This window comes from Roseobacter sp. HKCC-CH-9208 (genome assembly GCF_037805125.1).
Taxonomy (GTDB): Bacteria; Pseudomonadota; Alphaproteobacteria; order Rhodobacterales; family Rhodobacteraceae; genus M30B80.
In genome coordinates, this window is sequence record NZ_JBBLYK010000001.1 from 716,914 (window position 1) to 743,271 (window position 26,358).

The following is a 26,358-nucleotide window of genomic DNA, read 5'->3' on the forward strand; positions in this document are numbered from 1 at the left end:
CTGCTGCTTACGATTTCTGGAACATGGCGAGCATCCGCCGTGTCACGAGGAATCCGCCGAAAATATTAACTGCAGCCATAAAGATACCAAGGGCCGCTAAGATCGTGATCAGCGCAGAGCTAGAGCCGATTTGCATCAGCGCGCCCAAGATCACAATCGAAGAAATCGCATTGGTCACCGCCATCAATGGCGTGTGAAGGCTGTGCGCCACATTCCAGATAACTTGGAACCCGATGAACACTGACAGCACAAAGACAATGAAGTGCTGCATGAAGCTTGCAGGCGCAATCAAACCCACGCCCAAGACCAACGCGGCACCAATCGCCAGAAGGGTAACTTGGTTCTTCGTCTGCGCCTTGAAGGCGGCGATCTCTTGCTCCCGCTTTTCTTCGGGCGTCAGTTCTTTGGGCTTTTCACGCTTCTGCGCGGCAATAGCCGCCACTTTGGGTGGGGGCGGTGGGTAAGTGATCTCACCGCCAAACACCGCAGTTGCACCGCGGATCACGTCATCCTCCATGTTGTGCACGACCTGACCATCCTTTTCGGGGGTGAGATCGGCCAACATATGGCGGATATTCGTGGCATAGAGGGTTGAGGATTGCGCCGCCATACGGCTTGGGAAATCGGTGTAGCCGATAATCACCACGCCATTGTCACTGACAATCCGCTCATCTGCCTTGGTCAATTCACAATTGCCGCCCCGTTCTGCGGCCAGATCGATGATCACCGAGCCAGGTTTCATGCTTTCGACCATGTCTTTGGTCCACAGCAATGGCGCAGGGCGGCCTGGGATCAAGGCCGTAGTGATCACGATATCCATATCTGGCGCGATCTCGCGGAATTTGGCCAATTGCTTGGCTTGGAACTCAGGGCTTTGGGGAGGGGCATACCCACCAGTCGCCGCCCCATCGGGCAATTCGTCATCTGAGAATTCAAGGAATACGAATTCCGCGCCCATGGATTCAATCTGTTCTGCAACTTCGGGACGCACGTCAAACGCATAGGTGATTGCACCCAAAGATGTGGCCGTGCCGATGGCAGCTAGTCCCGCAACGCCTGCACCAACCACCAAAACCTTTGCAGGGGGAACCTTGCCTGCGGCAGTCACCTGACCTGTGAAAAAGCGGCCAAAGTTGTTACCTGCCTCAATCACCGCGCGATAGCCTGCGATATTCGCCATTGAGGAGAGCGCATCCATTTTCTGCGCACGGCTGATGCGGGGCACCATATCCATTGCGATCACATTGGCACCTTTGCTGCGGGCCAATTCCATCAACGCCTCATTCTGGCCGGGCCAGAAGAATGAAATCAGGGTCTGCCCTTCGCGCAAGCGCTTGACCTCAGCCTCTTGGGGCGGGCGCACTTTGATCACAACATCCGAGGCTTTGCACAAGGCCGCCGCTGTTTTCACAACGCTGACGCCCGCCGCCTTGTAGACTGCGTCTGAAAAGCCAGCTGCTGCACCCGCACCTGTTTCGATCACGCATTCATGGCCAAGCTTCTGCAATTGAGCCGCGCTGTCGGGTGTCATTGCAACCCGCGCTTCGCCCTGTTCGATTTCTTTTAAAGCGCCAATTTTCACGCTACATTCCCTCCAGTTTTTGGTGGCTCCCGCCCCCATAACAACTGCCGCAGATGGATACAACGGCCCATTCCGTGACATAATATTTCGTATACAACCGCATACCGCGCAATATCTGTTCAAGACAAGAATTGGCTCAAGTTGTGGCAATGTCCAGAGGCAGAACGCAGCCGCGCCAGATCAATTGACCTCAACGGGCAGATGCGGCAGCAATTCGAAAAGAGGAGAGGCCAAGATGACAGATTTCACCAAAACCCGTGCGGCGTTCCATATTCCCGATGGGGTTATCTATCTTGATGGCAATTCCCTCGGCCCCCTGCCCTTGGCGGCACAAGCAGCGGCCAGCCAGACCTTGACCGACCAATGGGGTGAGATGTTGATCACCGCATGGAACCGGGCAGGCTGGATTGATCTGCCGCGCAAATTGGGAGATCGCATCGCTCCGCTGATTGGGGCTGAGCCTGAAACAGTTCAAGTGGGCGATACATTATCCTTGAAACTTTATCAGGCGCTTGGGGCCGCTTTGGCGATGACAGATCGCAAGGTAATCCTCAGCGATCAGGGCAATTTTCCGTCCGATCTCTATATGGCCGACGGGTTGATCCAAACCATGGGCCAAGGTCACGAACTGCGCTTGGTTGCACCCGAAGCCGTGGAGGAAGCACTCAGTGACGAGGTCGCGGTGCTGATGCTGACCCAAGTTGATTATCGCACAGGCCGCAGGCATGACATGGCGCGCCTGACGGCTCTGGCACATGAATTGGGGATTATCACAATCTGGGACTTGGCCCATTCGGCGGGGGCGTTTCCCGTGCATCTGGCGCAAACAGGCGCGGATTTTGCGGTCGGATGCAGCTATAAATACCTTAATGGCGGGCCAGGGGCGCCCGCCTTTATCTATATCGCCCCGCAGTATCGTGACAAAGCGCATACCGTTCTCAACGGGTGGCTTGGGCACGCGACACCCTTTGCGTTTCCCCTAGACTATACGCCCGCTACAGGGGTGGATCGGATGCGGATTGGCACCCCTGCGGTGGTGCAGATGCAAATCCTAGATGCCGCCCTTGATGCGTGGCAGGGGGTTGATCTGAATGATCTACGTGCGGCCTCGGTCGCGCTGTCCGAGCGTTTGATTTCAGGCATTGTGGCCAATTGCCCCAATCTGCGCCTCGCAAGCCCCCGCGACCCCGAGCAACGCGGCAGTCAGGTGTCATTTCATTTCGAACAGGCTTATGCCCTATGCCAAGCCCTGATCGCGCGCGGCATCATCGGAGACTTCCGCGCCCCCGACATTCTGCGATTTGGGATTGCGCCGCTTTACGTCGGCACGGCTGAAATTGACGCAGCCATTGGCGCAATTTCGGAAATCATCAAAGGCCGGCTTTGGGATCGCCCCGAATGGAAGACACGCAACGCAGTGACCTAAGGCTGCCTGATTGCATACCGCTGTGTGCAGATAAACCTTTAAAATACAAATAAATTTTTGGTTTACATATCCAAAAATTTTCGTCAGTTTGAAGCATCTTCCCCCCGCCGGAAAGGCGTGACGGCATATGCTACAAGATCATCCGCTGCGCTATGCGCTTGCCAATGAGTTGCACGCGCGGCCCTTTCCTTCGCTGAACGCGCCTTCGCAGGCTTTGTTCCTCGCGATCAAACAGCCGCAAAATGCCGCCAAGCGCGACCGCGCTCTTGATCGTGCGCATCTTATCGCGCTGCTTGATCGATTTGGCGCCGCGCATCCGCAGCCTGATGCCACCCATTATTTCGGTGATATGGGCAAGTTCCGTATCAAATGGGAGATGCATACGGAATTTGTGACCTATACCGTCTTTGTGGACGGGCCAGAAACACGCGCCTTTGATCCTGAGCTGTGGCAGGTCTTTCCCGAGGCGTGGCTAAAATCCGCACCCGGTGCGCGGATCACATCCTTGCATATTCGCGTGGCCAATGCCCCAAGCGATGCCCAGATCGCACAAGAGATTGACGAGTGGTTCGTTCCAGAAAGCCTTGCCGTCAGTTCGGTTCTCGATGGAAGTGCGGTGATTGCAGGCGATTTTCGCATTGATAGCGGCGGGCATATGCGCTTTGCAGTTTTTGTGGATAGCGAGACAGGTCAACGGCGTATCGGCCGCGTGGTGCAGCGTATTTGCGAGATCGAAACCTATAAAACCATGTCCATGCTCGGCCTTCCCCGCGCGCGCGATATTGGCGTAAGGATGGGCGAGTTGGACGAAACCCTGTCGCAACTTGTCGCTGACATGAATGGTGACTTGGCACAGCCCGAAGACACGCTTGATCAACTTCTCTCCATCGCCGCGGAATTGGAGAAATTGCAATCTGAAAGCGCGTTTCGCTTTGGGGCCACCACCGCCTATAATGCGCTCGTCAATCAGCGCATCAACGTGCTGCGCGAAGAGCGGTTCGCGGGTCGGCAAACCTTTGCGGAATTTATGATGCGCCGCTTTGACCCTGCCATGCGAACCGTCAAGGCGAATGAAAACCGCCTGCAACAAATCACAGATCGCGCCATTCGCGCGGGCGATCTGTTGCGCACACGGGTCGATGTGGGACGGTCTGCGCAGAACCAATTGCTGCTGGAAAGCATGAACAAACGCGCAGATCTGCAGTTGCGTCTGCAAAAAACGGTTGAGGGTCTTTCGGTGGTGGCGATCAGCTATTACGCCATTAATCTGGTAGCCTATCTTTTGGCCCCTTTGTCCGAACCTTTGGGGATTTCCAAAACCACACTCACAGCCGCCGCGGTGATCCCTGTGATCGGGCTTGTATGGTTTGTGATCAACCGCCTGCGCCGTCATATCGAATGAGGGCTTGCACAGGGTTTATGCGCTGATTTAGGCTCGCGCACATGAACACGACCGCGCCTTTGATCGACCCATTTGCCCGCACGATTTCCTATCTGCGCGTCTCCGTCACGGATCGCTGCGATTTTCGCTGCGTCTACTGTATGGCGGAGAATATGACATTCCTGCCCAAGGCCGAATTGTTGAGCTTGGAAGAGCTGGATCGGCTTTGTTCCAGTTTCGTCAATCTTGGGGTCAAGAAACTGCGGATCACAGGCGGGGAACCCTTGGTGCGCCGTGGCATCATGACCTTTTTCGAGGCGATGGGACGGCATCTGGAAACAGGCGCGCTCGAGGAATTGACCCTCACCACCAATGGCAGCCAACTTAGCCGCTTTGCGCAGCCGCTTTATGATTTGGGGATGCGGCGGATCAATGTCTCGCTTGATACGCTGAAGGATGACAAATTCGCCGCCATCACCCGATGGGGCCGCCTGCCCCAAGTCCTCGCGGGGATCGAGGCCGCGCGCGCCGCGGGTCTGCGCGTCAAAATCAATGTGGTGGCCCTTAAAGGGTTCAATGAGGATGAACTGTTCGACATCCAATCCTGGTGCGCGCAGCACGATATGGATCTGACCTTTATCGAGGTGATGCCAATGGGCGATCTAGGCAATGAAGATCGCCTTGATCAATATTGGCCCCTGTCGGATTTGCGCGCACGTCTGGCCACGCGCTTCACCCTGACCGATCTGGCTGAACGCACAGGCGGCCCTGCCCGCTATTTCCGCCTTGAGGAGACAGGGCAGAAAATCGGGTTCATCACGCCGCTCACACATAATTTCTGCGAAAGCTGCAATCGCGTGCGCCTGACCTGCACGGGGCAGCTTTATATGTGCTTGGGGCAAGAGGACATGGCCGACCTTCGCGCGCCCTTGCGCAACAGCGATGATGACGCCGCCCTAGAGGCCGCCATCCACGCCGCCATCGCCCGCAAACCCAAGGGCCATGATTTCGACTATTCCCGCCAAAAAGTGGCAGGTCAGATGTCACGGCATATGAGCCATACGGGAGGATAGGTTTACCCCTTCAGCCCGCCGCCATCCGCCGCTCTACGATCTCGGCCCACCACGAACATCCTGCGGGGATGGCTTCATCGTTGAAATTGTATTTTGGGTGATGCACGCCTGCGCTGTCACCATTGCCGACCAGAATATAGGCCCCCGGGCGGGAATTGAGCATGAAGGCAAAATCTTCGCCGCCCATGATCAGGGGCGCTTCGACACAATCGCCTGAAACGGCGCGGGCGACTTCGGCGGCGAATTCGGTTTGCTCCTCCGAATTGATCATCACAGGATAGCCATGGTGATACTGCACCTCGGCCTGCCCGCCAAAACCCTCGGCGGTGGCTTTGGCAATCGCGGCAATCCGCGCTTCGGCCAATTCGCGCAGATCAGGGTCAAGCGTGCGCACAGTGCCGCGCAGATGGATTTTCTCAGGGATCACGTTATAGGCCTCGCCCGCGCTGTGCATCGCCGTCACCGACACCACCACCTGTTTCACAGGGTCGGCATTGCGGCTGGCGATGGTTTGCAGGGCAAGCACCAGATGGCTGCCCATCACCACAGGGTCAATCGTGTCTTGCGGTTTGGCGGCATGGCCCCCTTTGCCCGTCAGGTAAATATCGAACTGATCGGTCGCGGCGAAAAATGGACCAGGTCGGATCGCGAATGCGCCCGTGGGCATCCCCGGCCAATTATGCATCCCGTAGACCTCTTGGATGCCGAAACGCTCCATCATCCCGTCATCAACCATTTCGCGGCCGCCGCCGCCGCCCTCTTCGGCGGGTTGGAAGATGATGGCAACCGTGCCATCAAAATTGCGCGTCTCGGCCAGATATTTCGCGGCACCGAGCAACATGGCCGTATGCCCATCATGGCCGCAGGCATGCATTGCACCGGGTGTTTTCGAGGCATAATCAAGCCCCGTTTCCTCATGGATCGGCAGGGCATCCATATCTGCGCGCAACCCGACGCAGCGACCCGATGCGGTGGATTTGCCTTTGATGATGCCCACAACCCCTGTGCGCCCTAAGCCCGTAACCACCTCGTCACAGCCAAATTCGCGCAACCGCTCGGCCACAACAGCCGAGGTGCGATGGGTTTCAAACAGGATTTCGGGGTTCTCGTGCAGATCGCGCCGCCACGCGGTGACTTCGGGCAGCAATTCGGCAAAGCGGTTTTTGATCGGCATAAGAGGCCCCTTTCTTGTTCATAGGCTGTCTCACGAAAACTATAGCCCGCCTAGATAAGGCAGCAAGCGGATTCCCGCCACACCTTTACGGGAGCGGCTTAACCTGCGCCTTACCATCGGCCAGTTCAACCTCAACCTCGGACGCCGTGCGCAGAGCTGCAGTTGTGGTGATCAAACCCGTCTCATTGCGCAACACCGCATAGCCGCGCTTGAGCGTTGCCGTGTAGCCGAGGCTTTGCCGCATCCGTTCAAGGGCATTCAGTTTTTGCTGTGCATCTGCAATCGCGCGGCTCAGAACCGAGGGGCGCAAATTGGCGCAAGCGCGCTCATAAGGCAGGCGTTTTTGCGCCAAAGCACGATCCAAGGCAGGCACCAGTCGCGCGCCCACAGTTTGCACATGATGGCTGCGGGTTTGCACGGATTGCACCAATGCAGGCTCAAGCCTGTCTGCCACGCGATCAAGGCGCTGCTGCGCAGTCTCAAGCAGCGAGGCAGGGCGCGGCAAGGCGCGCGAGAGATCCGCCAGCCGCACACGGCGCTGCGTGACACATGCCTGTGCCCCCCGCGAGAGGCGCGCGCCACAATCTTGAACCCAAGTGAGGATATCCATCCGCACAGGCACCGCACGCTCGGCCGCAGCGGTCGGCGTGGGCGCGCGATAATCAGCCGCAAAATCAATCAAGGTGGTATCGGTTTCATGCCCCACAGCGGAGATCAGGGGGATCCTGCTTTCGGCGGCGGCGCGCACCACGATTTCCTCGTTGAACCCCCACAGGTCTTCAAGGCTGCCCCCGCCCCGCGCCACGATGATCAAATCAGGGCGGGGGATGTGCCCCCCTGCGGTAAGGGCGTTAAACCCCCGAATGCCTGCCGTCACTTCTGGCGCGCATTTCTCTCCTTGAACCGCGACAGGCCAGATCAAGACCTGCCGTGGGAAACGATCCCGCAGGCGGTGCAAAATATCGCGGATCACCGCCCCTGAGGGCGAGGTAACCACACCGATCACCTCAGGCAAAAAGGGCAGCCCCTGCTTGCGCGCGGCATCAAATAAACCCTCAGCAGCCAATTTCATACGGCGCTGTTCCAACATCGCCATCAAGGCACCCGCCCCCGCAGGGCGCATATCCTCGATCACCAATTGATATTTCGATTGGCCTGCAAAGGTCGTCATGCGCCCCGTGGCGACAACCTCCATCCCCTCTTCGGGTCTGTGGGATAGGCGCGCGGCTGTGCCCTTCCAGATCACGGCATCCAAATTTGAGCGATCATCTTTCAAGGTCAAATAGATATGACCAGAAGCAGGGCGCGAAACACGGCCCAATTCGCCGCGCACGCGGATCTGCGAGAACTCCCCCTCAATCATTCGCTTCACCGCACCAGAAAGCTCGGTGACAGAGAACTCTGGTGCGTTTCCGCCCTCGGCTTCTTCGATCAAATCCGACATCTGCTCTTCATCCCTTGGGTTGGCTTGCGTTGATTTCCCTCGCAGCTTAGAACGCGGCAACGAAAAGGCCAAGTGGAGCGGATGCGATGAATATCTTGATTTTGGGCAGTGGTGGCCGTGAACACGCTTTGGCTTGGGCGGTTTTGCAAAACCCCAAATGTGATACGTTGATCGTTGCCCCCGGCAATGCGGGGATCGCTCAAATCGCCGCTTGTGCCGATATCGATATTCTTAACCCGCAGGCGGTTGTGGATTTTGCTGCCGAAAACGCGATTGATTTTGTGATTGTTGGGCCCGAAGCCCCCTTGGCCGAGGGCGTGGTCGATGCCCTGTCACAATCGGGCATCTTGGCTTTTGGCCCAAGCCGAGAGGCGGCACGGCTTGAGGCCTCTAAGGCCTTTACCAAGGAAATCTGTGACGCGGCCAAGGCACCGACTGCCGCCTACGCGCGGTTCACCGATGCAGCATCCGCGCGGGACTACGTCACAGCACAAGGCGCGCCCATTGTGGTCAAGGCCGATGGTTTGGCGGCGGGCAAAGGTGTGATCGTGGCGATGACCCTGACCGAGGCGTTGGACGCGATTGACGATATGTTCGGCGGCGAGTTCGGCGATGCAGGTGCCGAGGTGGTAATCGAAGAGTTCATGGAGGGTGAAGAAGCCAGTTTCTTCATTCTCGCTGATGGCGCATCCACCCTGCCTATTGGCACAGCCCAAGATCACAAACGCGCCCTTGACAATGATGCGGGGCCGAATACGGGTGGCATGGGTGCCTATAGCCCTGCCCCCGTCCTAAGCGATGAGATCGCCGCGCGCGCGTTGCGCGAGATTGTGCAGCCCACGATTGACGAAATGGCCAAGCGCGGCACGCCCTATCGCGGCGTGCTTTATGCAGGGTTGATGATCAAAGACGGCCAAGCACGCTTGGTCGAATATAACGTACGCTTTGGCGATCCTGAATGTCAGGTGTTGATGATGCGTCTCGGCGCGCAGGCCTTAGATCTGATGGTGGCTTGCGCGGAACAGAGGCTTGACCAAATGTCGGTCAACTGGGCCGAGGATCACGCGCTCAGCGTTGTGATGGCGGCAAATGGCTATCCCGGATCATATGAAAAAGGCAGCGTGATCAACGGACTTGAGGCGTTGGCGCAAGACAGCAACCACATGGTATTTCACGCAGGCACCAAGGAAGTTAATGGCGCAATCACAGCCGCAGGAGGTCGCGTTTTAAACGCCACCGCCCGAGGTGAAACCTTGGCCGAGGCCCGCCGCCGCGCCTATGACATGGTCAATAAAATTGATTGGCCTGACGGGTTTTGCCGCTCAGACATCGGATGGAGGGCGCTGTAGCACAGCGCGCCTCCGATGCCGTCACAGCTTGGAGAGCTTGTTTTGCAGTTCCGCAAGCTGGCGTTTGATCTGGCTCAGTTCGTCCTCCTCGCTCGCAGGGGTGGGCGCGTCTTCCTCCTCTGCGCTCGGGCCTGACCACCCTTTGCCCAAACCACCAGTCATCGCCTTCATGAAGGCTTCTTGCTGGGCGCGCATGGCCTCAAACCCTGGCATGGAGGCCATCGGGTTAATCGCGCTCATGTTTTCCATCATCGCGGATTGGCCCTGTTTGAGCATATCAAAGGACATCGCGAGAAAATCGGGAACCACGCTTTGTGCTTGGCTTGTGTAGCTGCGCACCAGATCATTCAGCACGGCGATTGGCAAAACACTTTCGCCGCGTGATTCATGTTCTGCGATAATCTGCAACAGAAATTGGCGGGTCAGATCATCCCCTGATTTCAGGTCAACAATCTTCACCTCGCGCCCCGTGCGGATGAACCCCGCAATATCATCAAGCGTCACATAATCGGAGGTCTCAGTATTATAGAGCCTGCGGCTGGCATAGCGTTTGATCAATAAAGGCTCTTGTGCCTGTGCCATTTCATCCTCCCTGACTTACTGTCACGCATTCACCCTAGGGATCAGCCTAAGCAGTCGCAGAAAAAAAACAATAATTGTTTTGCAGATGCAAAAAGGGCAGGCGGTGAGGCCTGCCCCTCTTGGGAGCGCGTTGGAAGGGAGGATACCAACGCGGCACAGAAATCTGTAGCTTATGCAGCTGCAGTTGCTGCTTTCTTAGCTGCTGCAGTGACTTCAGCAGTTGCTTTTTTAACAGCTGCAGAAGCTTCTTCAGTTGCAGATTTGCCTGCAGCCATCATCAACTCAACAGTGTCCATCTGAACTTTTTTCGCAACTTCAGCGAAAGCAGCCATGTTTTCAGCTGCGATTTCTGCTTGTGCAGAAGCGAAATCGGTCAGGGCTTTGCTGTAATCAGCAGGCTCTTCTTTAACTTTGGCAACATCGCCGAGTTTCGCGATGGTGTCTTTTGTCCAACCTGCTTGGATCTCAGCGGATTTCTCAGCGGCTTCAAGAGCAACTTTCGAGAACTTCTCGCCCATCGCGGCAGAGTTTTTGAACGCATCGGTCATTGCCGACATGTCCATTGGGTAAGCCTTCATCATGTCCTGAAGAACTTTTGTGAATTCGTTTGCGGCGGTTTTTGCCATGGTCTCTACTCCAAAAAATATCGCGTGTTTCGCGGACTACGCTTGCTGCATGTGCAGTATATGCCATGCTGCATCGCAGCAAGTCAAGCATTTTTCTGCACCGCAGCAAAAGCCAAAAATTTTATGGATTATCAGAGTTCTGGCGTTTCCTTGACATAGGTTCCGGGGGCTTGCGCCAATATTTTATAGCCCGACTCACCCAAGCTGCGCGCGGCAACGCGCTTTCCCGAATGGGTGCGCAACCATGCTTCCCACCGAGGCCACCACGACCCTTCGTGAAATTCAGCCTGCTCGCGCCAGTCTTTCACGGAAAGGCTAAGGTCATCATGTGTATAGTGACCATATTTCTTTTTGTTGGGCGGATTGATGATCCCCGCGATATGGCCCGATTGGGATAGGATAAAGGTTTTATCTTGTGACCCCATTTTTTGCACACCGCGATAGCTGTCCTTCCACGCAGCAATGTGATCCGCCTCGCAGGCAATTGCGCAAAGCGGCAGGTCGACATCACTGACCTTGAGCTTCTTTCCCATCAATTCAAACGTTCGCTCAGCAAAATCATTGCTTTGGCAAAGACCTCGCAAATATTGCACAGTCATCTTGCCAGGCAAATGCGTCCCGTCACCATTCCAGTAAAGCAAGTCAAAGGCAGGCGGGGCCTCGCCCATCATATAGCTGCGCACCGCAGGGCCGTAGATCAAATCCTTGGCGCGCAAAAAGCTAAAGGTCTTGGCCATATATTTGTTATCAAGCACACCATCTTCGGCAACCTGCCGTTCGATAGCATCGACAAAGTCATCTTGCAGAAAGACCGTAAATTCACCCTGATCGGAAAAATCCGTCATCGTGGTGAAGAAGGTGGCAGATGAGATCGGCTTTTGGCGGCGTTTTTTCAGCAGCGAGAGCGTGAGGCTAAGGGTGGTGCCTGCAATGCAATAACCCACCGCATTGACCGCCTTACTGCCCGTGATCTCTTTGGCGACGTCAATAGCCTTGAGATAGCCTTTCTCGATGTAATCTTCGAGGCCCTTATCTGAATAGGACTTATCAGGGTTCTTCCACGACACTACGAATAAGGTATAGCCTTGATCCACAATCCATCGGATCAAACTATTTTCGGGGCGCAAATCCATTACGTAATATTTGTTGATCCACGGCGGGAAGATGATCACAGGTTTTTCATAGACCGTCTCTGTGGTCGGCGCGAATTGCAGTAACTCCATCATTTCGTTGCGATAGATGACGGCGCCTTTTGCGGTTGCGATATTCGTGCCCAATTCAAAGGCCGAGCCATCGGCCAAGGTTGGCAAGATCTCACCCCTATGGGCCTCAATATCGCGCACGAGGTTCTCTAAGCCCTTCACAAGGCTTTCGCCTTCGGTTTCGACCGCACGCTCCAACGCATCTGGGTTTGTGGCCAGAAAATTTGTTGGTGCAAAAAGATCAACCATCTGTTTTGCAAAGAATTCGATTCTCTGCCGATCTTTATGCTCTAGCCCCTCAAGATCCTTCAACGAGGCCTCTATGGCATTGGCTGAAATCATATATTGCTGTTTGACGTAGTTAAAATAGGGGTGCGTTTTCCACAGCGGATTGGAAAAACGGCGATCATCTGGGGTGTTATCCTCGGGCGGCTCTAGCTTGCCTTGCGCAAGATTCTGTTGAGCTTCCGCGTAATGCGTGACGGAATCAGCCCAAAATTTGACCTGCCGCTCCATTAATTTTGCGGGGTTATTCACCAGTTCCGACCAGTATGCCATGCTGGCTTTCATATAGAGATCGGGGCCTGGCCCATTCAGGCCAGGGTCGTTTTGGCCTTTATTTGCGAGGGCTTCGACCAAACGTTGGCTTAACTCTTCCACGCGTTTGAGATTGGTGTTTAACTTTTCTAAATGGTCACCCATGACCCTTGCCTCCTCGCGCGCGGATCGTCACTTTGCTTGATTTTATCCGATAAATGCTGCATTTGCATAGAGAGGCTTTACCAAGGTGAGGGGGTAGGGCTGATTTACCGCAGGGTGCATTGACGGCGCCCAAGCTCAATTTTGGAGATTTGCATCCGATGCGACAGCTTCTCACCTATGATTTCATGGAAACCATCCGCGTGACCAACCAATGGCTTGGATCAACCGCGCGGGCGATGTGCTCCTATCCGCAATTCGGGCTTGTGGCCAATCCCGCCATCCAAATGACCGCCGCTTGGGGTGAGGTGATGGAGCGCAGTTTTGCGCGTATGGCGGTAAAACCTGATTGGGGCATTCGCTCCATCACACTCAGCGATGGCCGTGACCACGCTGTCAGTCCGAATGTTGTTCTTCCAAAACCTTTTGGCGATTTGGTGCATTTCGCTGTTGCAGAGCGCGCGGCTATGACCCGCAAAGTGTTGTTGGTTGCCCCAATGTCGGGCCATTACGCCACGCTTCTGCGCTCGACCGTCATCAGTCTGCTGCCCGATTGTGATGTCTATGTCACCGACTGGCACAATGCCCGCGAAATTCCTGTCAGCGCGGGCAATTTCGATGTCGAGGATTACACCCTCTATCTGGTGGAGTTCATGCGCCACATGGGGCCAGACACCCATGTCATCGCGGTCTGCCAACCCGCCCCTCTGACCTTGGCAGCGACCGCCTATCTGGCCGAGGAAGACCCCAAGGCACAGCCCCGCTCATTGACCCTGATCGGGGGGCCAATCGACCCAGAAGCCGCGCCAACGGATGTGACCGATTTTGGCAATCGCGTCACCATGGGCCAGTTGGAACAGTCCATGTTGCAGCGGGTGGGGTTCAAATATGCAGGCGCGGGCCGCATGGTCTATCCAGGATTGCAGCAGCTTAGCTCGTTTATGGCGATGAATGCCGAAAAACACAGCCGCGCCTTCACCGAGCAGATCCTTCGTGTGGCCAAGGGCGAGGCATCTGACAACGACAAGCATAACCGCTTTTATGATGAATATCTTGCGGTGATGGATATGCCTGCGGAATTCTACCTCTCAACCGTGGATCGTATCTTCAAGAAGCGCGAGATTGCGAAAAACACCTTCACCGTTTCGGGTAAGCCTGTTGATATCGGCAAAATCACATCGGTTGCGGTGAAAACTGTTGAGGGCGGCAAAGATGACATTTCCGCCCCGGGCCAATGTGTTGCAGCCCTAGATCTATGCACGGGCCTGCCAGACAGCAAAAAGGCGAGCCACCTCGAGCCTGATGCAGGCCATTACGGGATTTTTGCAGGCAAAAGCTGGCGCAACAATATCCGCCCGCTTGTTCTGGATTTCATTGACGCCAACAATAAGTCCGCGAAGATCAAAGCCGTCAGTTAAACCGCGCCTTCCAGCATTTCATCCAGCCTGCGCGCCACAAGATCAAGGCAATGCGGGCTGGAAAAGCGGTGATCCTCGCCTTTGACCAATTCCAAATGCAAATCATCGCACTGCAAATGCGCAAGAAGGCGCAAAGCCACCGCTTGATCCACCGCCTCATCCTCGGTGCCTTGTAAAAGGCGCACAGGGGCGTCAATCGCCAGAGCGCTGCGCAGAACCAAATTCTTGCGTCCATCCTCAATCATGCGCTTGGTGACGATCATCGGCTCCCCGTATTCTGAGGGCAGCGCGGTTTGCCCCTGCCCCATGACTTCAGCGCGTTGATCTTCGGTGAAACTGGCCCAAAACCCATCTTCAGTAAAATCAGGGGCAGCCGCAATGCCAATCAGCCCTGCAATCCGTTCGGGGTTTCGGCGCGCCATCAACAGTGAAATCCATCCCCCCATGGACGACCCCACCAAAACCACCCGCTTCGGGGCAAGGCGATCTAAAACCTCGGCGGCGTCTTCGGCCCAATCGCCAATACAGCCCTCGGTGAAAGCGCCGCTGCTTTCGCCATGGCCAGAATAATCAAACCGCAGAAAAGCCCGCCCACGGGATTTAGCATATTCCTCAAGGAATACGGCCTTGGTTCCCGCCATGTCTGAGCGCAAGCCGCCCAAAAACACCACCATCGGATGGGTGCCTTCTGTCAGATGATAGGCAATGCTGCGAGATTTCACGGTGATCAGATGGTCGGGCATGGTTTCGCTTTCATGTGCGGGCATATGCCCCCTCCATGCCAAAAATTTGCACCCCCGCGCAAGAGTTGACACCACATCAAAGGCGCGCCAAAAGACCAAGCAACACTTAACCCGCAACCGGGCGTTTCGTAGGCGCCAAACTGACGAGGAGCTATGGCGATGCCACAGATTTCCCTAACATTTCCCGATGGCAATTCCCGCAGCTACGAGGCAGGCGTGACAGCCGCCGAGGTGGCCGAAAGCATCGCAAGCTCGCTTGCCAAAAAGGCGATCAGCGCCACAGTGAACGGCGCGCATTACGACTTGGCTTGGCCAATTGATGCCGATGCCACCATCGCGATCAACACCATGAAGGATAATGACGCCGAAGCCTTAGAGCTGATCCGTCACGACTTTGCCCATGTGATGGCGCGCGCCGTTCAAGAAATCTGGCCAGATGTAAAAGTGACAATCGGCCCCATCATCGAAAATGGCTGGTATTACGATTTTGACCGCAAAGAGCCCTTCACCCCAGATGATCTGGGTCGGATTGAGGCGAAGATGAAAGAGATCATCAACGCCCACGATGCCGTGCGCACAGAAATCTGGGATCGCGCACGCGCAATCGCCCATTACGAAGCAGCAGGCGAACCATATAAGGTAGAACTGGTTGGGATGATCCCCGAAGATCAACCCGTGCGGATGTATTGGCACGGGGATTGGCAAGACCTCTGCCGTGGCCCGCATTTGCAGCACACAGGGCAATTGCCCGCTGATGCGTTTAAATTGATGAAACTCGCAGGCGCATATTGGCGCGGCGACAGCAACCGCCCGATGTTGCAGCGCATCTATGGGGTCGCGTTCAAAAACCGCGATGACCTCAAGGCGCATCTGACTTTCTTGGAAGAAGCCGAAAAACGCGACCACCGCCGCTTGGGCCGAGAGATGAACCTGTTCCATATGCAGGAAGAGGCCCCAGGTCAGGTGTTTTGGCACCCCAATGGGTGGCGCATATACACAGCGCTGCAAGATTACATGCGCCGCCGTCAGCAAGATGGCGGCTATGTAGAAGTTAACACTCCGCAAGTGGTTGACCGCCGTCTTTGGGAGGCCTCGGGCCATTGGGAAAAATACCAAGAGAATATGTTCATCGTGGAAGTGGACGAAGACCATGCCCGCGAAAAGGCCATCAACGCCCTGAAGCCGATGAACTGCCCCTGCCATGTGCAGATTTTCAATCAGGGCATGAAATCCTATCGCGACCTGCCCTTGCGGATGGCGGAATTTGGATCATGTAACCGATACGAACCATCGGGCGCATTGCATGGGATCATGCGCGTGCGCGGCTTTACCCAAGATGACGCGCATATCTTCTGCCGCGAAACGCAGATTGAGGATGAAACAAAGCAATTCATCGAGTTGCTTTCGGCGGTTTACAAGGATCTTGGGTTTGAGAAATTCCGCGTGAAATTCTCTGACCGCCCCGACACCCGCGCGGGCAGCGATGAGGTTTGGGACAAGGCCGAAGCGGCACTTAAATCCGCCACCGAAGCGGCGGGATATGCCTATGAACTGAACCCCGGCGAAGGGGCATTTTACGGCCCGAAACTGGAATTCGTGCTGACCGATGCCATTGGGCGAGATTGGCAATGCGGCACGTTGCAGGTGGATTTCGTTCTGCCCGAACGTCTGGACGCTACCTATATCGGCGAGGATGGCGCGAAACACCGCCCCGTCATGCTGCACCGCGCAATTTTGGGCAGCTTTGAGCGTTTCATCGGCATCTTGATCGAGAACTTCGCGGGCCGCCTGCCCTTCTGGTTGGCCCCGCGTCAAGTTGTGGTTGCCTCTATCGTCTCCGAAGCGGATGGTTTTGTGGATGAGATTGTCGCGTTGCTCAAAAAACGGGGCGTGCGCGCCGAGGCTGATAAGCGCAACGAAAAGATCAATTATAAAATCCGCGAACATTCCACAGGAAAGGTGCCTGTGATTTTGGCTGTTGGACGCAAAGAGATGGAAGATCGCAGCGTGACCTTGCGCCGTTTGGGTGAAAGCCAAACTTCCGTTCAGCCCATAGATTCTGTGATCGATGCCTTAGTGGCCGAGGCGATTGCGCCTGATCTGCGCAGCTAATTTATAAAAGCGCGGCTTTTACATCCGCGCCCCACCCCAGATAGAGCGCCCCGTTATCCGCAAGTATGACGGGGCGTTTCATCAGCGCGGCATGGGTCGCCAACAGCGCCTTTGGATCAGTGGCGCGCGTGGCCTCATCCAAACCACGCCATGTGGTGGATTTGCGATTGATGAGGGCATCCGCCCCAAATTCTGCCAAAAACTGCGAAATCTCAGCATCGTTTAACGGGGTTTCGCGCAGATCACGTAACACGGCGCTATGACCTGCGGCGGTCAATTCCTTCACCGCCTTGCGGCATGTGTCACAATTTTTCAGCCCAATAATCTGCATCTGTGCCTCTTTTTATTCCACAAACCAAAGCATAGGGCCGCAGGCGCTCGGTTCCAGAGAGTTTTTCTTGATTTTTAGTAAAACCAAGGCAATCTCTTGGCGTGCCTCTAGGTCACCGGTTGAACTGCTTTTGAGACGGCAGCAAAGGCATGGTCATCGGCCCTGGCTGCACCCCACGCGCAGACACGCTTGTGGGATTGAGACTTGAGACAGGAAAGATACGAAAATGCCCACTGGCACTGTGAAATGGTTCAACACCACCAAAGGTTACGGGTTTATCGCGCCTGATGGCGGCGGCAAAGATGTGTTCGTGCATATCTCTGCAGTTGAACAAGCGGGGATGAAAGAATTAGCCGATAACACGAAAATCAGCTTTGAGCTTCGTGAAGGCCGCGATGGTCGCGCCTCTGCGGTCGATCTGAAAATTCTCTGACGTCAAAAACCCGCGCGCAAGGCAACCACACCGCTTTGCGCGCATGGCCCCCTAGGCCATGATGGCGCGCGCGATCATGACCCCACCCCATGCGGCAACCCCTGTCAGCGTGGCGCCCCAAATTACATCCATCACCACCATTTGCGGGTGCCAATCACGCATCACCGCCCAAGAGGTGAATTCGTAGGTGCCATAGGCCACAAAGCCCAAAATTGCGCCATTGATCAAGGCAAGGCTTGGCGTATCCGCGCGCATCGCGGGCGTGGAGGCAAAGTAAAGAATGCCCCCCATATAGGTCAGATAAAACAAGATTGCAGGCAACAGGCGAAACCCACCTTCATAGAGCAAATCGCCAATATGCCGCGCAAAGACAGGCTGTAACACGGTGTTCAGCATCACCGCATCGGCAATGAGGAAGATCAAAGATGTCGCCACAAAGAGGATTAAGAGGGTCATCAGGTGCCGCCATTTCGCGCTACGTCCCGCATGGCATAAGTTAGCGGTGCTTTTGAATAAGGCAAAACCTTAGGCCCGCACCAATTCCCGCACCACGCACGCGGGGCCTTCCTCGCGTAAGGGATGCCGCCACGCCTCGCGCCAATCACTTTCGGTGATTTCAGGGAAGTAGGCATCTGCCGCCTCAATCACCAAATCAACCTCGGTGACCAAAAGCCTGTCTGCCATCGGCAGCATTTGCGCATAAATCTGCGCACCGCCAATCCCGTAAATCCGCGGATATCCTGCGCTTCGGGCCAACTCAATCGCTGCATCCACAGAAGCGACAACCGTATCGTGCAAGGATTTATCACGGCTAACCACGATATTGAGGCGATTTTTCAGCGGCTTAAACGGGAGGCTCTCCCATGTGTTGCGGCCCATAATCACCGCCCCGCCCATGGTTTCACGTTGGAAAAAGGCCAAATCCTCGGGCGCGTGCCACGGGATCGTGTTGCCCTTGCCAATCGCGCCGTTCTGCGCCCGCGCCACGACAAGTGAAATCATGATCTTACCCCCTAAACCGCCACTGGCGCTTTGATGGCGGGATGGGGGTCATACCCTTCGATGATGAAATCATCGTAGCGGAAATCGAAAATCGACCCGACATCGCGCGCAAGCCGCAAGGTCGGCGCAGGGCGGCTGTCGCGCGACAGTTGCTCTTTCACCTGATCCATATGGTTCGAATAAATGTGGCCATCACCTATCGAATGCACAAATTCGCCGGGCTTATAGCCCGTGACATGGGCCAGCATCACCGCAAGCAAGGCATAAGAGGCAATGTTAAACGGAACCCCTAAAAACATATCTGCCGAACGCTGATAAAGCTGCAGGCTCAGCCGCCCGTTCAAGATTTTCACCTGCCACAGCGTATGGCAGGGCGGCAGGGCCATTTGATCTACCTCGCCCGGGTTCCAAGCCGACACAATCAGGCGGCGACTGTCAGGCGTGCGTTTGATCATCTCAACCAAATTCGCAATCTGATCCACTGATCCAATCGACACGGCGCCATCTGCACCATGCATAACCTTTGGGAAATGTCGCCATTGATGGCCGTAAACAGGGCCAAGATCGCCCTTTTCATCGGCCCATTCATCCCAGATGGAAACGCCATTTTCTTTGAGATAGCCAATATTCGTATCGCCCGCGAGGAACCATAACAACTCGTGAATAATGGATTTCAGATGCAGCTTTTTGGTCGTAATCAGCGGGAAAGTTTCGCTCAAATCGTAGCGCGCTTGCAGGCCGAAATAGCTGCGCGTGCCCGTGCCTGTGCGGTCGGTTGTATCCACGCCCTTTTCAAGGATCAGCGCCAATTGGTCATGATATTGCTGCATCGCCACACATCCACAGGTTGGGCCATCGTTACGCTATATATTGAAACGATTTTAGCACAAACCGCAATATCGGGTGGGTCATTTCTTGCCCCCGCCCCCTGTAATTCTGCAAATTTCACGCTAAGCTTGAGACAACGCGAAATTTCACGAGGGAGACAGCAGTGCCAATCCGATATCTTCACACAATGGTGCGCGTCAAAGACCTTGAAGCAACCCAAGAATTCTTTGCGCTCTTGGGCCTAAAGGAAACGCGGCGCTCTGACTATGAAAGCGGGCGCTTTAGCCTGATCTTCATGGCCCCTGAAGGCCAAGAGGAATGTCCCGTTGAACTGACCTATAACTGGGATGGTGATGATGGGCTGCCATCAGATAGCCGCCATTTCGGGCATCTCGCCTATGAGGTGGATGATATCTACGTGATGTGTCAGCACTTGATGGATCATGGCGTGACAATCAATCGCCCCCCGCGCGATGGCCGTATGGCCTTTGTGCGCTCACCCGATAATATCTCGGTCGAATTGCTTCAAAAAGGGGCGGCACAAAAGCCCGCTGAACCATGGGTTTCGATGCCAAATATCGGGCATTGGTAATGGCCGCACTCATAATTGGGGTGGCTTTGCTGCTGCCCCAATCGGCTACGGCTTGCCGCTTGGCCTTGGCCCTTGGGTTGGATGCATCGGCATCGGTTGACAGTGACGAACACATGCTTATGCGCGCGGGCCTTGCCAATGCGTTGACAAGCCCAGTTGTCATGACCGCACTGTTTGACAGCGCGGCACCTGTGGCTCTCTTGGTGTATGAGTGGTCAGGACGAAGGCAACAGCAGGTTTTGGTTGACTGGACGATCCTCGACACCCCGACAACCCTCACCGCTGTCGCTGCCGAAATTGTGACCGCGCCGCGCGGGGATGATGAATTTCCAACCGCACTTGGATACGCGCTTGGCTTTGGAGCCACGCAATTAGCGGCCGCACCTGCCTGTGATTTTTATACGCTCGACATCTCTGGGGATGGTGAAAACAACGAGGGATTTCAACCAAGCCACGCTTTTGCCCATTTCCCCTTTGACAGTGTCACTGTGAACGGGTTGGCGATTGGGGGCGCAGCGGTTGATATTGTCGAATATTACCAACGCGAAATCCTGCGCGGGCCGGGTGCCTTTATCGAACAGGCGCGCGATTACCAAGATTTTGAAGCCGCCATGTTGCGCAAACTCGAACGCGAATTGCGCCCCATGATGTTGGGCGGCCTTTGATCCGCGCGCAAATGACTTGGAAAGCCCTAAAATATATGCAAAATATGTGCAAGTTTTGAGTATATTTTGGGTGATTTGCGCATGCTTGACCGAACTGACCGCCGCTTATTACGTGCGTTGCAACAAAATGGCGCAATGACGGCGCAGGAGATGGGGCGTCATCTTGGTCTTTCGACCTCTCAAGCAGGGCGGCGGCGACAAAAGCTTGAACAAACAGGCGTGCTACGCGCGGTAAGCATAGATATTGCACCAGAGGCCTGCGGCTTATCCGTGCAGGCGTTTTTGACACTCACCCGCAGCGCCCATGATCCTGCCTTGATGGATGATTTCAAGCGATTGCTAGACAGCACCCCTGAAATCGTTTCAGCCTTTGATGTCACAGGCTCTGCAAACACAATCCTGCGCGTTTGGTGCAGCGATCTAGACCCCCTACGCGAACTCATTGATGCCATCATCTTACCCCATCCGATGGTCGAGAAACTGCACACCGAGATCGTGATGGCGCAAATCAAGCCAGACAGTGCCTTGCCGCTCTGATCCACTCGTGTCAAAGTTGCACTCAAGACGAACGCAACCTCCCCCACGCAAAGGACAGGCCGATGGAAAGCCTGCTTTTACAGGCGACAATCTATCTTTCTGCAATGGTCATCGCTGTGCCTTTGACCGTGCGGTTTGGTCTGGGATCGGTCTTGGGGTATTTGCTTGCTGGCATCGCGATTGGCCCATTGATTGGGTATATTGGGTCGGACACGGATGACCTCCAACATTACGCCGAATTTGGCGTGGTGCTGATGCTGTTTCTGATCGGTCTAGAACTAGAGCCGAGCAATCTGTGGGATATGCGGCAACGTTTGATCGGTTTGGGCGGGGCACAGGTTGTTTTGACGACCTTTGCGCTTGCAGAGGTCGCGCTGCTCTTTGGCTTGCAATGGCAATTGGCCTTGGCAACAGGGATGATCTTGGCCCTGTCTTCGACCGCGATTGTGCTACAGACGCTCAGCGAAAAGGGATTGATGAAAACCAACGGCGGCCGCGGCGCGTTTTCTGTGCTTATGACCCAAGATATTGCAGTCATTCCGATGTTGGCGTTTCTTCCCCTTTTGGCCGTGTCGGGCAGTTTAGGTTTTGCGCAAGACGGCTCGATCCAACGCGCAACCGATACGGCGGATCATGGGGCCCATTCCTTCTCACTGGTCGAGGGACTGCCGGGATGGGGGGTGACGCTGGTCACAATTGCCGCCATCGCGCTTGTGATCCTTGCGGGGCATTTCCTATCCCGCCCCCTGTTCCGCTTTATCCACATGGCACGCTTGCGCGAGGTTTATACCGCGGTGGCGCTAGTGATCGTTGTTGGTATTGCGGCCCTGATGATCTTGGTGGGGCTTTCGCCCGCGCTTGGGGCGTTTATTGCGGGCGTTGTCCTTGCCAATTCCGAATTCCGCCATGAATTAGAGGCCGATATCGCCCCATTCAAAGGCCTGCTCTTGGGGCTGTTCTTTATCACTGTGGGCGCAGGTATAAATTTCGGAACGCTATTTTCCGCGCCCCTGACAATCTTGGGTCTGACCTTGGGAATGATGGCCCTTAAAGGGATAATCCTTTTGGCTATCGGATTTGCCTTTGGCATGCGGAAAAAAGACCTGTCTCTCTTTACGCTTGGCCTCGCACAAGCGGGCGAGTTTGGCTTTGTTTTGATCTCATTCTCAGTGCAGCAATCGGTGATGACCGATGCGACCGGCGAAATGCTTTTGCTGGTTGTGGCGCTGTCCATGCTGCTGACGCCATTGGCCTTCATCCTCTATGATCGGCTCGCCCATCGTTTGGCCGATACAGGCACCGCCCCCGAGGCCGATGAAATCGGGGAAACCGCGCCCATCATCATCGCAGGCGTGGGGCGGTTTGGGCAGGTGGTCAACCGTGTCGTCCAAGGTGCAGGGTTTAAGACGGTGGTGCTCGATGCCGATTTATCGGTCATCCAACTGATGCGCGGCTTTGGCTTCAAGGCGTTTTTCGGCGACCCGACCCGCCCCGAACTGTTGACTGCGGCAGGGTTAGAAGAGGCCAAGGTTCTTGTCGTTGCGGTCGACAACAAGGAAAGCGCGGTGCGTCTTGTCACCTATGCGCGCCGCATCAGGCCAGATCTCCATATCACCGCACGGGCGCATGATCGGCTGCATGTTTACGAGCTTTATAAGGCAGGTGCAGATCATATCGTGCGCGAGATGTTCGACAGCTCACTGCGGGCCGCGCGTTATGTGCTTGAGGATATGGGCCTGTCTGATTACGAGGCCCATGAAATGGAGATGGCCTTTTACCGCCATGATCGCCAAAATCTGCGCGATTTGGCGGAACTATGGAAACCAGGCGTGCCGATTGCTAAGAACCCCGCCTATATGGAACGGGCACGCGAATTGAACGCGAACCTTGAGGCGGCGCTGCTCAGCGCATTAGACGAAGCCACGCGCGAGAACGCCATGGGGGAAGGCCCGACTGATCGCCGCCGCGCGCGCGGTGATGCCAGCGCGCTTTCGGGCAAGCTGTCGCGCGGCGGTGCGCGGGATGCCTCTTAACCCGCGCTGACGCCAGCTTCAGCAAAGCTCGCCATGCCTGAGTGGCAGGCTAGCGCCCCTTTAACAATTTGAATGGCCAAGGCGGCCCCGCTGCCTTCACCAAGACGCAACCCAAGGTTCAGCAAAGGCTCTTTGCAAATCGCATCCAGCAATTTGCGATGCCCCCCCTCAGCCGAAACATGGCCTGCCACACAATGATCCAATGCACCCTTATGGGCCTGCTCCAAACAGGCGGCTGCCGCGGTGCAGATAAATCCATCAAGGATGACGGGGATGCAGTTTGCGCGCGCCGCAGCAATCGCGCCCGCCATGGCAGCAATCTCGCGCCCGCCCAAGCATCGCAAAGCCGTCAATGGATCGCTCCGCGCCTCAGGGTTTGCGGCAATCCCCCGCGCCACCACATCCGCCTTGCGCGCAAGGCCCGCATCATCCACGCCCGTGCCGCGACCAACCCAATCGGCCCCCGTGCCACCAAACAGCGCGCAGGCCATCGCCGCAGCCGCGGTGGTGTTGCCAATCCCCATTTCCCCCACCACCAAAAGGTCAGAGGTTGGATCAACGGCCCCCCAGCCTGTTAAGAAGGCAGTCAAGAATGCGGCCTCATCCATTGCAGGGCCTTGCGTGAAATCTGCGGTTGGCTGTTCCAGATCAAGCGCATGAACATCCATCTGCGCGCCAGCAAGCTTGGACAGTTGATTGATCGCTGCACCGCCTGCCTCGAAATTAGCAACCATTTGCACTGTGACCTCAGCGGGAAAGGCACTGACGCCCTGAGCTGTGATCCCGTGGTTCCCTGCAAAGACAATCACCTGTGGGGCGTCAATTTGCGCGCGCGCATTGCCGCGCCACCCGCAATACCAGATTGCCACCTCCTCAAGCCGCCCCAATGCGGCAGGGGGCTTGGTCAATTGGCTGTTGCGCAACTCGGCAGCCTCCAACGCGGTTGCATCAGGTTTGGGGGCTGCGACAAGGGCCGCGTGAATGTCGGAAAGGGTCTCAAATTGCATGACGAGCTTTGTCCACCAGATCAAAGGATTGCGTGCTGCCCCCCCTATCCGATAGACAATGGCGGGGACAACAGGAACATCGCAAGAATGACCCATAACTTTCTGCATGGAAACCGACCAAAACTAGGCGATATCGCCGTTGCCTTTGCGCTTTTGAGCCGCCTTTCCCTGCCGTTCAAACCCGATTACACGCGCGGCGCAGAGGCCGCATGGGCCTATCCGCTTGTCGGCGCGGCTATCGGCGCGATTGGGATGGGGCTTGGCGGTGCGGCTTTGGGGCTGGGCCTGCCGCTTAGCGTTGCAGGCATAATCGCGCTTGCCGCCCTCATCCTCAGCACAGGCGCGATGCATGAGGACGGTCTCTCGGATGTGGCTGATGGGTTTTGGGGCGGATGGAGCGTGGAAGATCGCCTGACCATCATGAAAGACAGTCATGTGGGCGTATACGGCGTCATTGCCCTGACCTTATCGCTGCTGCTTCGCGCAAGCCTAATCATCACGGTTTTACCGCAAGCCCCGCTTGCCTTAATTGCCATCGCCGCATTGAGCCGCGCTCCCATGGTCGTGCTCATGCGCTTTTTGCCCAATCCCCGCGCCACGGGCCTGTCGCGCAGCGTGGGAACCCCGTCTAACGTCACCACGGGCGGCGCGGCTATCCTTGCCTGCCTGATAACATTGGGCCTCATCGGGCCGCTTTCGGGCCTCTTGGTGATTGGCGTTGCGGCCTTGGCGGCATTTGGCCTTGGTCTGTTGGCTAAGGCCAAAATCGGCGGGCAAACGGGGGATGTGTTGGGGGCAAGCCAACAGATCACCGAAATTGTCGCCTTGGCGACAATTGCAGCTGTCTTATAACGAAAACGCCGCGCGAAGATCCCTTCACGCGGCGCATCCAATGTTTCAAGAAATGGCTTAGGCCGCGCGGGCGGTCAAAACCTCATCCACGCGCTGCTGCGCGCCGCGCTCATCCATGCCTTGCACGGCTGCCAACTCGCGGGTCAAACGCTCAAGCGCTGCTTCATACAGCTGACGCTCAGAATAGCTTTGCTCACGCTGGTCATCCGCACGATGCAAATCGCGCACCACTTCGGCAATTGCGATCAAATCGCCCGAATTGATCTTTTGCTCATATTCTTGAGCACGGCGCGACCACATGGCCCGCTTCACCCGCGCCTTACCCTTCAGCGTATCTAGCGCCTTGGACACGACATCGGGGCTCGACAGCGAGCGCATTCCGACCTCAGTGGCTTTTGCGGTTGGCACCCGCAGGGTCATTTTGTCTTTTTCAAACGAGATCACGAACAGCTCCAGATTGATGCCAGCAATCTCTTGCTCTTCAATCGAGATGATCTGACCCACACCATGGGCGGGATAGACCACATAATCATTGGGGCTGAATTCTTGCGATTTACGCGACTTGCTCATAAGCAGTGTTTCCTTTGCACGGGCCACCCATGGCAATCAGCCGAAAAAACCGCATGCAGAAAAGAGCTGCTTTTCTACATTGGCGATAGTTACGGAATGTGAGGCGATGGCCTAAGCCCGTGAATATGTTGGTTTGGGCAGTGATTCCAAAAAAGTTTGCAGCGGCAATTTAACACAAAATTACGCTGATTCAAAGTTGGCGCAGCAGACCTGCGCCCGTATCCCTATTTTTTCAGATAAATTTGCGCACAAATAAAGGCCAGCACAAACAGAACACAGGCGAATCAGCACCAGAATCGCCGCGCCCTTGTTTGCTATTTAACCACCTTCACCGGGCTTTTCGGAAAAGAGATCCATTTTGCCCGGCTTACCGTCCATCTCCTCTGCCTCGGGCAGCGGGTCTTTCTTGGTGATGATCACAGGCCATGCTTCTGACCATTTGCGGTTAAACTCAACCCACTGCTCCATATCTGGCTCAGTGTCGGGGCGGATCGCATCGGCAGGGCATTCAGGCTCGCAGACGCCGCAATCGATACATTCGTCTGGATGGATGACCAACATATTCTCGCCCTCGTAGAAGCAATCCACGGGGCATACCTCAACGCAGTCTGTATATTTGCAGGCAATGCAATTGTCGGTCACGACATAGGTCATAGGGTCATCACTCTTTTCAAAAGATCATGCGGCATGGGTTTAC

Annotated in this window: 26 protein-coding genes; 12 read left to right on the plus strand and 14 right to left on the minus strand. The window is 55.8% G+C overall.

Annotated features, from left to right (window positions below):
- Positions 1-7: 7 nt before the first annotated feature.
- A complete protein-coding gene (locus AAC621_RS03560; protein WP_340252307.1) occupies positions 8-1,582 on the minus strand; it encodes a Re/Si-specific NAD(P)(+) transhydrogenase subunit alpha in 1,575 nt (524 codons plus the stop codon).
- Positions 1,583-1,817: 235 nt separating this feature from the next.
- Between AAC621_RS03560 and kynU the strand changes: the two genes are divergently transcribed.
- From kynU to moaA, 3 genes are all read left to right on the plus strand, one after another.
- Positions 1,818-3,008: a kynureninase gene (gene kynU / locus AAC621_RS03565; RefSeq protein WP_340252309.1), complete on the plus strand. Its 1,191-nt coding sequence runs from the start codon at positions 1,818-1,820 to the stop codon at positions 3,006-3,008.
- Between the two features lie 127 nt (positions 3,009-3,135).
- A complete protein-coding gene (locus AAC621_RS03570) occupies positions 3,136-4,410 on the plus strand; it encodes a DUF3422 family protein (RefSeq protein WP_340252311.1) in 1,275 nt (424 codons plus the stop codon).
- Between the two features lie 41 nt (positions 4,411-4,451).
- Positions 4,452-5,462, plus strand: a complete 1,011-nt coding sequence (gene moaA / locus AAC621_RS03575; protein ID WP_340252313.1) for a GTP 3',8-cyclase MoaA — start codon at positions 4,452-4,454, stop codon at positions 5,460-5,462.
- A 10-nt stretch (positions 5,463-5,472) separates the two neighbouring features.
- Here moaA and AAC621_RS03580 read toward each other — a convergent pair whose 3' ends face one another.
- Together AAC621_RS03580 and xseA are read right to left on the minus strand one after the other, a co-directional pair.
- Complete coding sequence (locus AAC621_RS03580) at positions 5,473-6,636, minus strand: M20 aminoacylase family protein (RefSeq protein ID WP_340252315.1); 1,164 nt, start codon at positions 6,634-6,636, stop codon at positions 5,473-5,475.
- An 85-nt stretch (positions 6,637-6,721) separates the two neighbouring features.
- Positions 6,722-8,080: an exodeoxyribonuclease VII large subunit gene (xseA, locus tag AAC621_RS03585; RefSeq protein ID WP_340252317.1), complete on the minus strand. Its 1,359-nt coding sequence runs from the start codon at positions 8,078-8,080 to the stop codon at positions 6,722-6,724.
- Between the two features lie 86 nt (positions 8,081-8,166).
- Here xseA and purD point away from each other — a divergent pair, with 86 nt between their 5' ends.
- On the plus strand, positions 8,167-9,429 hold the full coding sequence (purD, locus tag AAC621_RS03590; RefSeq protein ID WP_340252318.1) for a phosphoribosylamine--glycine ligase: 1,263 nt from the start codon (positions 8,167-8,169) through the stop codon (positions 9,427-9,429).
- Positions 9,430-9,450: 21 nt separating this feature from the next.
- On the opposite strand, the gene phaR is transcribed toward purD, so the two are convergent.
- The 3 genes from phaR to phaC all read right to left on the minus strand — a co-directional run bounded on the left by phaR (position 9,451) and on the right by phaC (position 12,541).
- The gene (gene phaR, locus AAC621_RS03595; protein WP_340252319.1) at positions 9,451-10,011 is read right to left on the minus strand and encodes a polyhydroxyalkanoate synthesis repressor PhaR; all 561 of its coding nucleotides are present in this window, start codon (positions 10,009-10,011) and stop codon (positions 9,451-9,453) included.
- Positions 10,012-10,181: 170 nt separating this feature from the next.
- Complete coding sequence (locus AAC621_RS03600) at positions 10,182-10,637, minus strand: Phasin (RefSeq protein WP_317656184.1); 456 nt, start codon at positions 10,635-10,637, stop codon at positions 10,182-10,184.
- A gap of 131 nt (positions 10,638-10,768) precedes the next feature.
- Entirely contained in the window at positions 10,769-12,541 is a 1,773-nt protein-coding gene (gene phaC / locus AAC621_RS03605) for a class I poly(R)-hydroxyalkanoic acid synthase (RefSeq protein WP_340252321.1), read from the minus strand.
- Between the two features lie 158 nt (positions 12,542-12,699).
- Here phaC and phaZ point away from each other — a divergent pair, with 158 nt between their 5' ends.
- Positions 12,700-13,956, plus strand: a complete 1,257-nt coding sequence (gene phaZ, locus AAC621_RS03610; protein WP_340252323.1) for a polyhydroxyalkanoate depolymerase — start codon at positions 12,700-12,702, stop codon at positions 13,954-13,956.
- On the opposite strand, the gene AAC621_RS03615 is transcribed toward phaZ, so the two are convergent.
- Positions 13,953-14,723 carry an alpha/beta hydrolase gene (locus AAC621_RS03615; RefSeq protein ID WP_340252325.1) on the minus strand — a complete coding sequence of 257 codons (771 nt, stop codon included), beginning with the start codon at positions 14,721-14,723 and terminating at the stop codon, positions 13,953-13,955. The two genes, phaZ and AAC621_RS03615, sit on opposite strands and share 4 nt — an antisense overlap.
- Before the next feature lie 135 nt (positions 14,724-14,858).
- On the opposite strand from AAC621_RS03615, the gene thrS reads away from it, so the two are divergent.
- Positions 14,859-16,811 (plus strand): threonine--tRNA ligase, encoded by a 1,953-nt coding sequence (gene thrS, locus AAC621_RS03620; protein WP_340252327.1) that lies wholly within the window; start codon positions 14,859-14,861, stop codon positions 16,809-16,811.
- Between the two features lies 1 nt (position 16,812).
- Here thrS and AAC621_RS03625 read toward each other — a convergent pair whose 3' ends face one another.
- Positions 16,813-17,142 carry an arsenate reductase family protein gene (locus AAC621_RS03625; RefSeq protein WP_340252329.1) on the minus strand — a complete coding sequence of 110 codons (330 nt, stop codon included), beginning with the start codon at positions 17,140-17,142 and terminating at the stop codon, positions 16,813-16,815.
- Between the two features lie 226 nt (positions 17,143-17,368).
- On the opposite strand from AAC621_RS03625, the gene AAC621_RS03630 reads away from it, so the two are divergent.
- Entirely contained in the window at positions 17,369-17,575 is a 207-nt protein-coding gene (locus tag AAC621_RS03630) for a cold-shock protein (RefSeq protein WP_317656193.1), read from the plus strand.
- 51 nt (positions 17,576-17,626) lie between these two features.
- On the opposite strand, the gene AAC621_RS03635 is transcribed toward AAC621_RS03630, so the two are convergent.
- The 3 genes from AAC621_RS03635 to AAC621_RS03645 form a co-directional block, all read right to left on the minus strand.
- Positions 17,627-18,031: a DUF2177 family protein gene (locus AAC621_RS03635; RefSeq protein ID WP_340252331.1), complete on the minus strand. Its 405-nt coding sequence runs from the start codon at positions 18,029-18,031 to the stop codon at positions 17,627-17,629.
- A gap of 69 nt (positions 18,032-18,100) precedes the next feature.
- Entirely contained in the window at positions 18,101-18,577 is a 477-nt protein-coding gene (locus tag AAC621_RS03640) for a dihydrofolate reductase (protein ID WP_340252333.1), read from the minus strand.
- A gap of 11 nt (positions 18,578-18,588) precedes the next feature.
- Positions 18,589-19,407 (minus strand): thymidylate synthase, encoded by an 819-nt coding sequence (locus AAC621_RS03645; RefSeq protein ID WP_340252335.1) that lies wholly within the window; start codon positions 19,405-19,407, stop codon positions 18,589-18,591.
- A 161-nt stretch (positions 19,408-19,568) separates the two neighbouring features.
- Between AAC621_RS03645 and AAC621_RS03650 the strand changes: the two genes are divergently transcribed.
- The 4 genes from AAC621_RS03650 (at position 19,569) to AAC621_RS03665 (ending at position 23,232) form a co-directional block, all read left to right on the plus strand.
- Positions 19,569-19,997 carry a VOC family protein gene (locus tag AAC621_RS03650; RefSeq protein WP_340252337.1) on the plus strand — a complete coding sequence of 143 codons (429 nt, stop codon included), beginning with the start codon at positions 19,569-19,571 and terminating at the stop codon, positions 19,995-19,997.
- Entirely contained in the window at positions 19,997-20,662 is a 666-nt protein-coding gene (locus AAC621_RS03655; protein ID WP_340252339.1) for a DUF1194 domain-containing protein, read from the plus strand. Before AAC621_RS03650 ends, AAC621_RS03655 begins: the two co-directional genes overlap by 1 nt.
- Before the next feature lie 81 nt (positions 20,663-20,743).
- On the plus strand, positions 20,744-21,199 hold the full coding sequence (locus tag AAC621_RS03660) for an Lrp/AsnC family transcriptional regulator (protein WP_340252342.1): 456 nt from the start codon (positions 20,744-20,746) through the stop codon (positions 21,197-21,199).
- 62 nt (positions 21,200-21,261) lie between these two features.
- Entirely contained in the window at positions 21,262-23,232 is a 1,971-nt protein-coding gene (locus tag AAC621_RS03665; RefSeq protein ID WP_340252344.1) for a cation:proton antiporter domain-containing protein, read from the plus strand.
- Here the strand turns inward: AAC621_RS03665 and cobT are convergent.
- Positions 23,229-24,239: a nicotinate-nucleotide--dimethylbenzimidazole phosphoribosyltransferase gene (gene cobT, locus AAC621_RS03670; protein ID WP_340252346.1), complete on the minus strand. Its 1,011-nt coding sequence runs from the start codon at positions 24,237-24,239 to the stop codon at positions 23,229-23,231. The genes AAC621_RS03665 and cobT overlap by 4 nt on opposite strands.
- A gap of 87 nt (positions 24,240-24,326) precedes the next feature.
- Between cobT and AAC621_RS03675 the strand changes: the two genes are divergently transcribed.
- A complete protein-coding gene (locus tag AAC621_RS03675; RefSeq protein WP_340252348.1) occupies positions 24,327-25,091 on the plus strand; it encodes an adenosylcobinamide-GDP ribazoletransferase in 765 nt (254 codons plus the stop codon).
- Positions 25,092-25,148: 57 nt separating this feature from the next.
- Here AAC621_RS03675 and AAC621_RS03680 read toward each other — a convergent pair whose 3' ends face one another.
- Together AAC621_RS03680 and fdxA are read right to left on the minus strand one after the other, a co-directional pair.
- Positions 25,149-25,661, minus strand: coding sequence for a CarD family transcriptional regulator (locus AAC621_RS03680; RefSeq protein WP_317656207.1), 513 nt, complete (start codon positions 25,659-25,661; stop codon positions 25,149-25,151).
- 318 nt (positions 25,662-25,979) lie between these two features.
- Entirely contained in the window at positions 25,980-26,315 is a 336-nt protein-coding gene (gene fdxA / locus AAC621_RS03685) for a ferredoxin FdxA (RefSeq protein WP_317656208.1), read from the minus strand.
- Between the last annotated feature and the right edge of the window lie 43 nt (positions 26,316-26,358).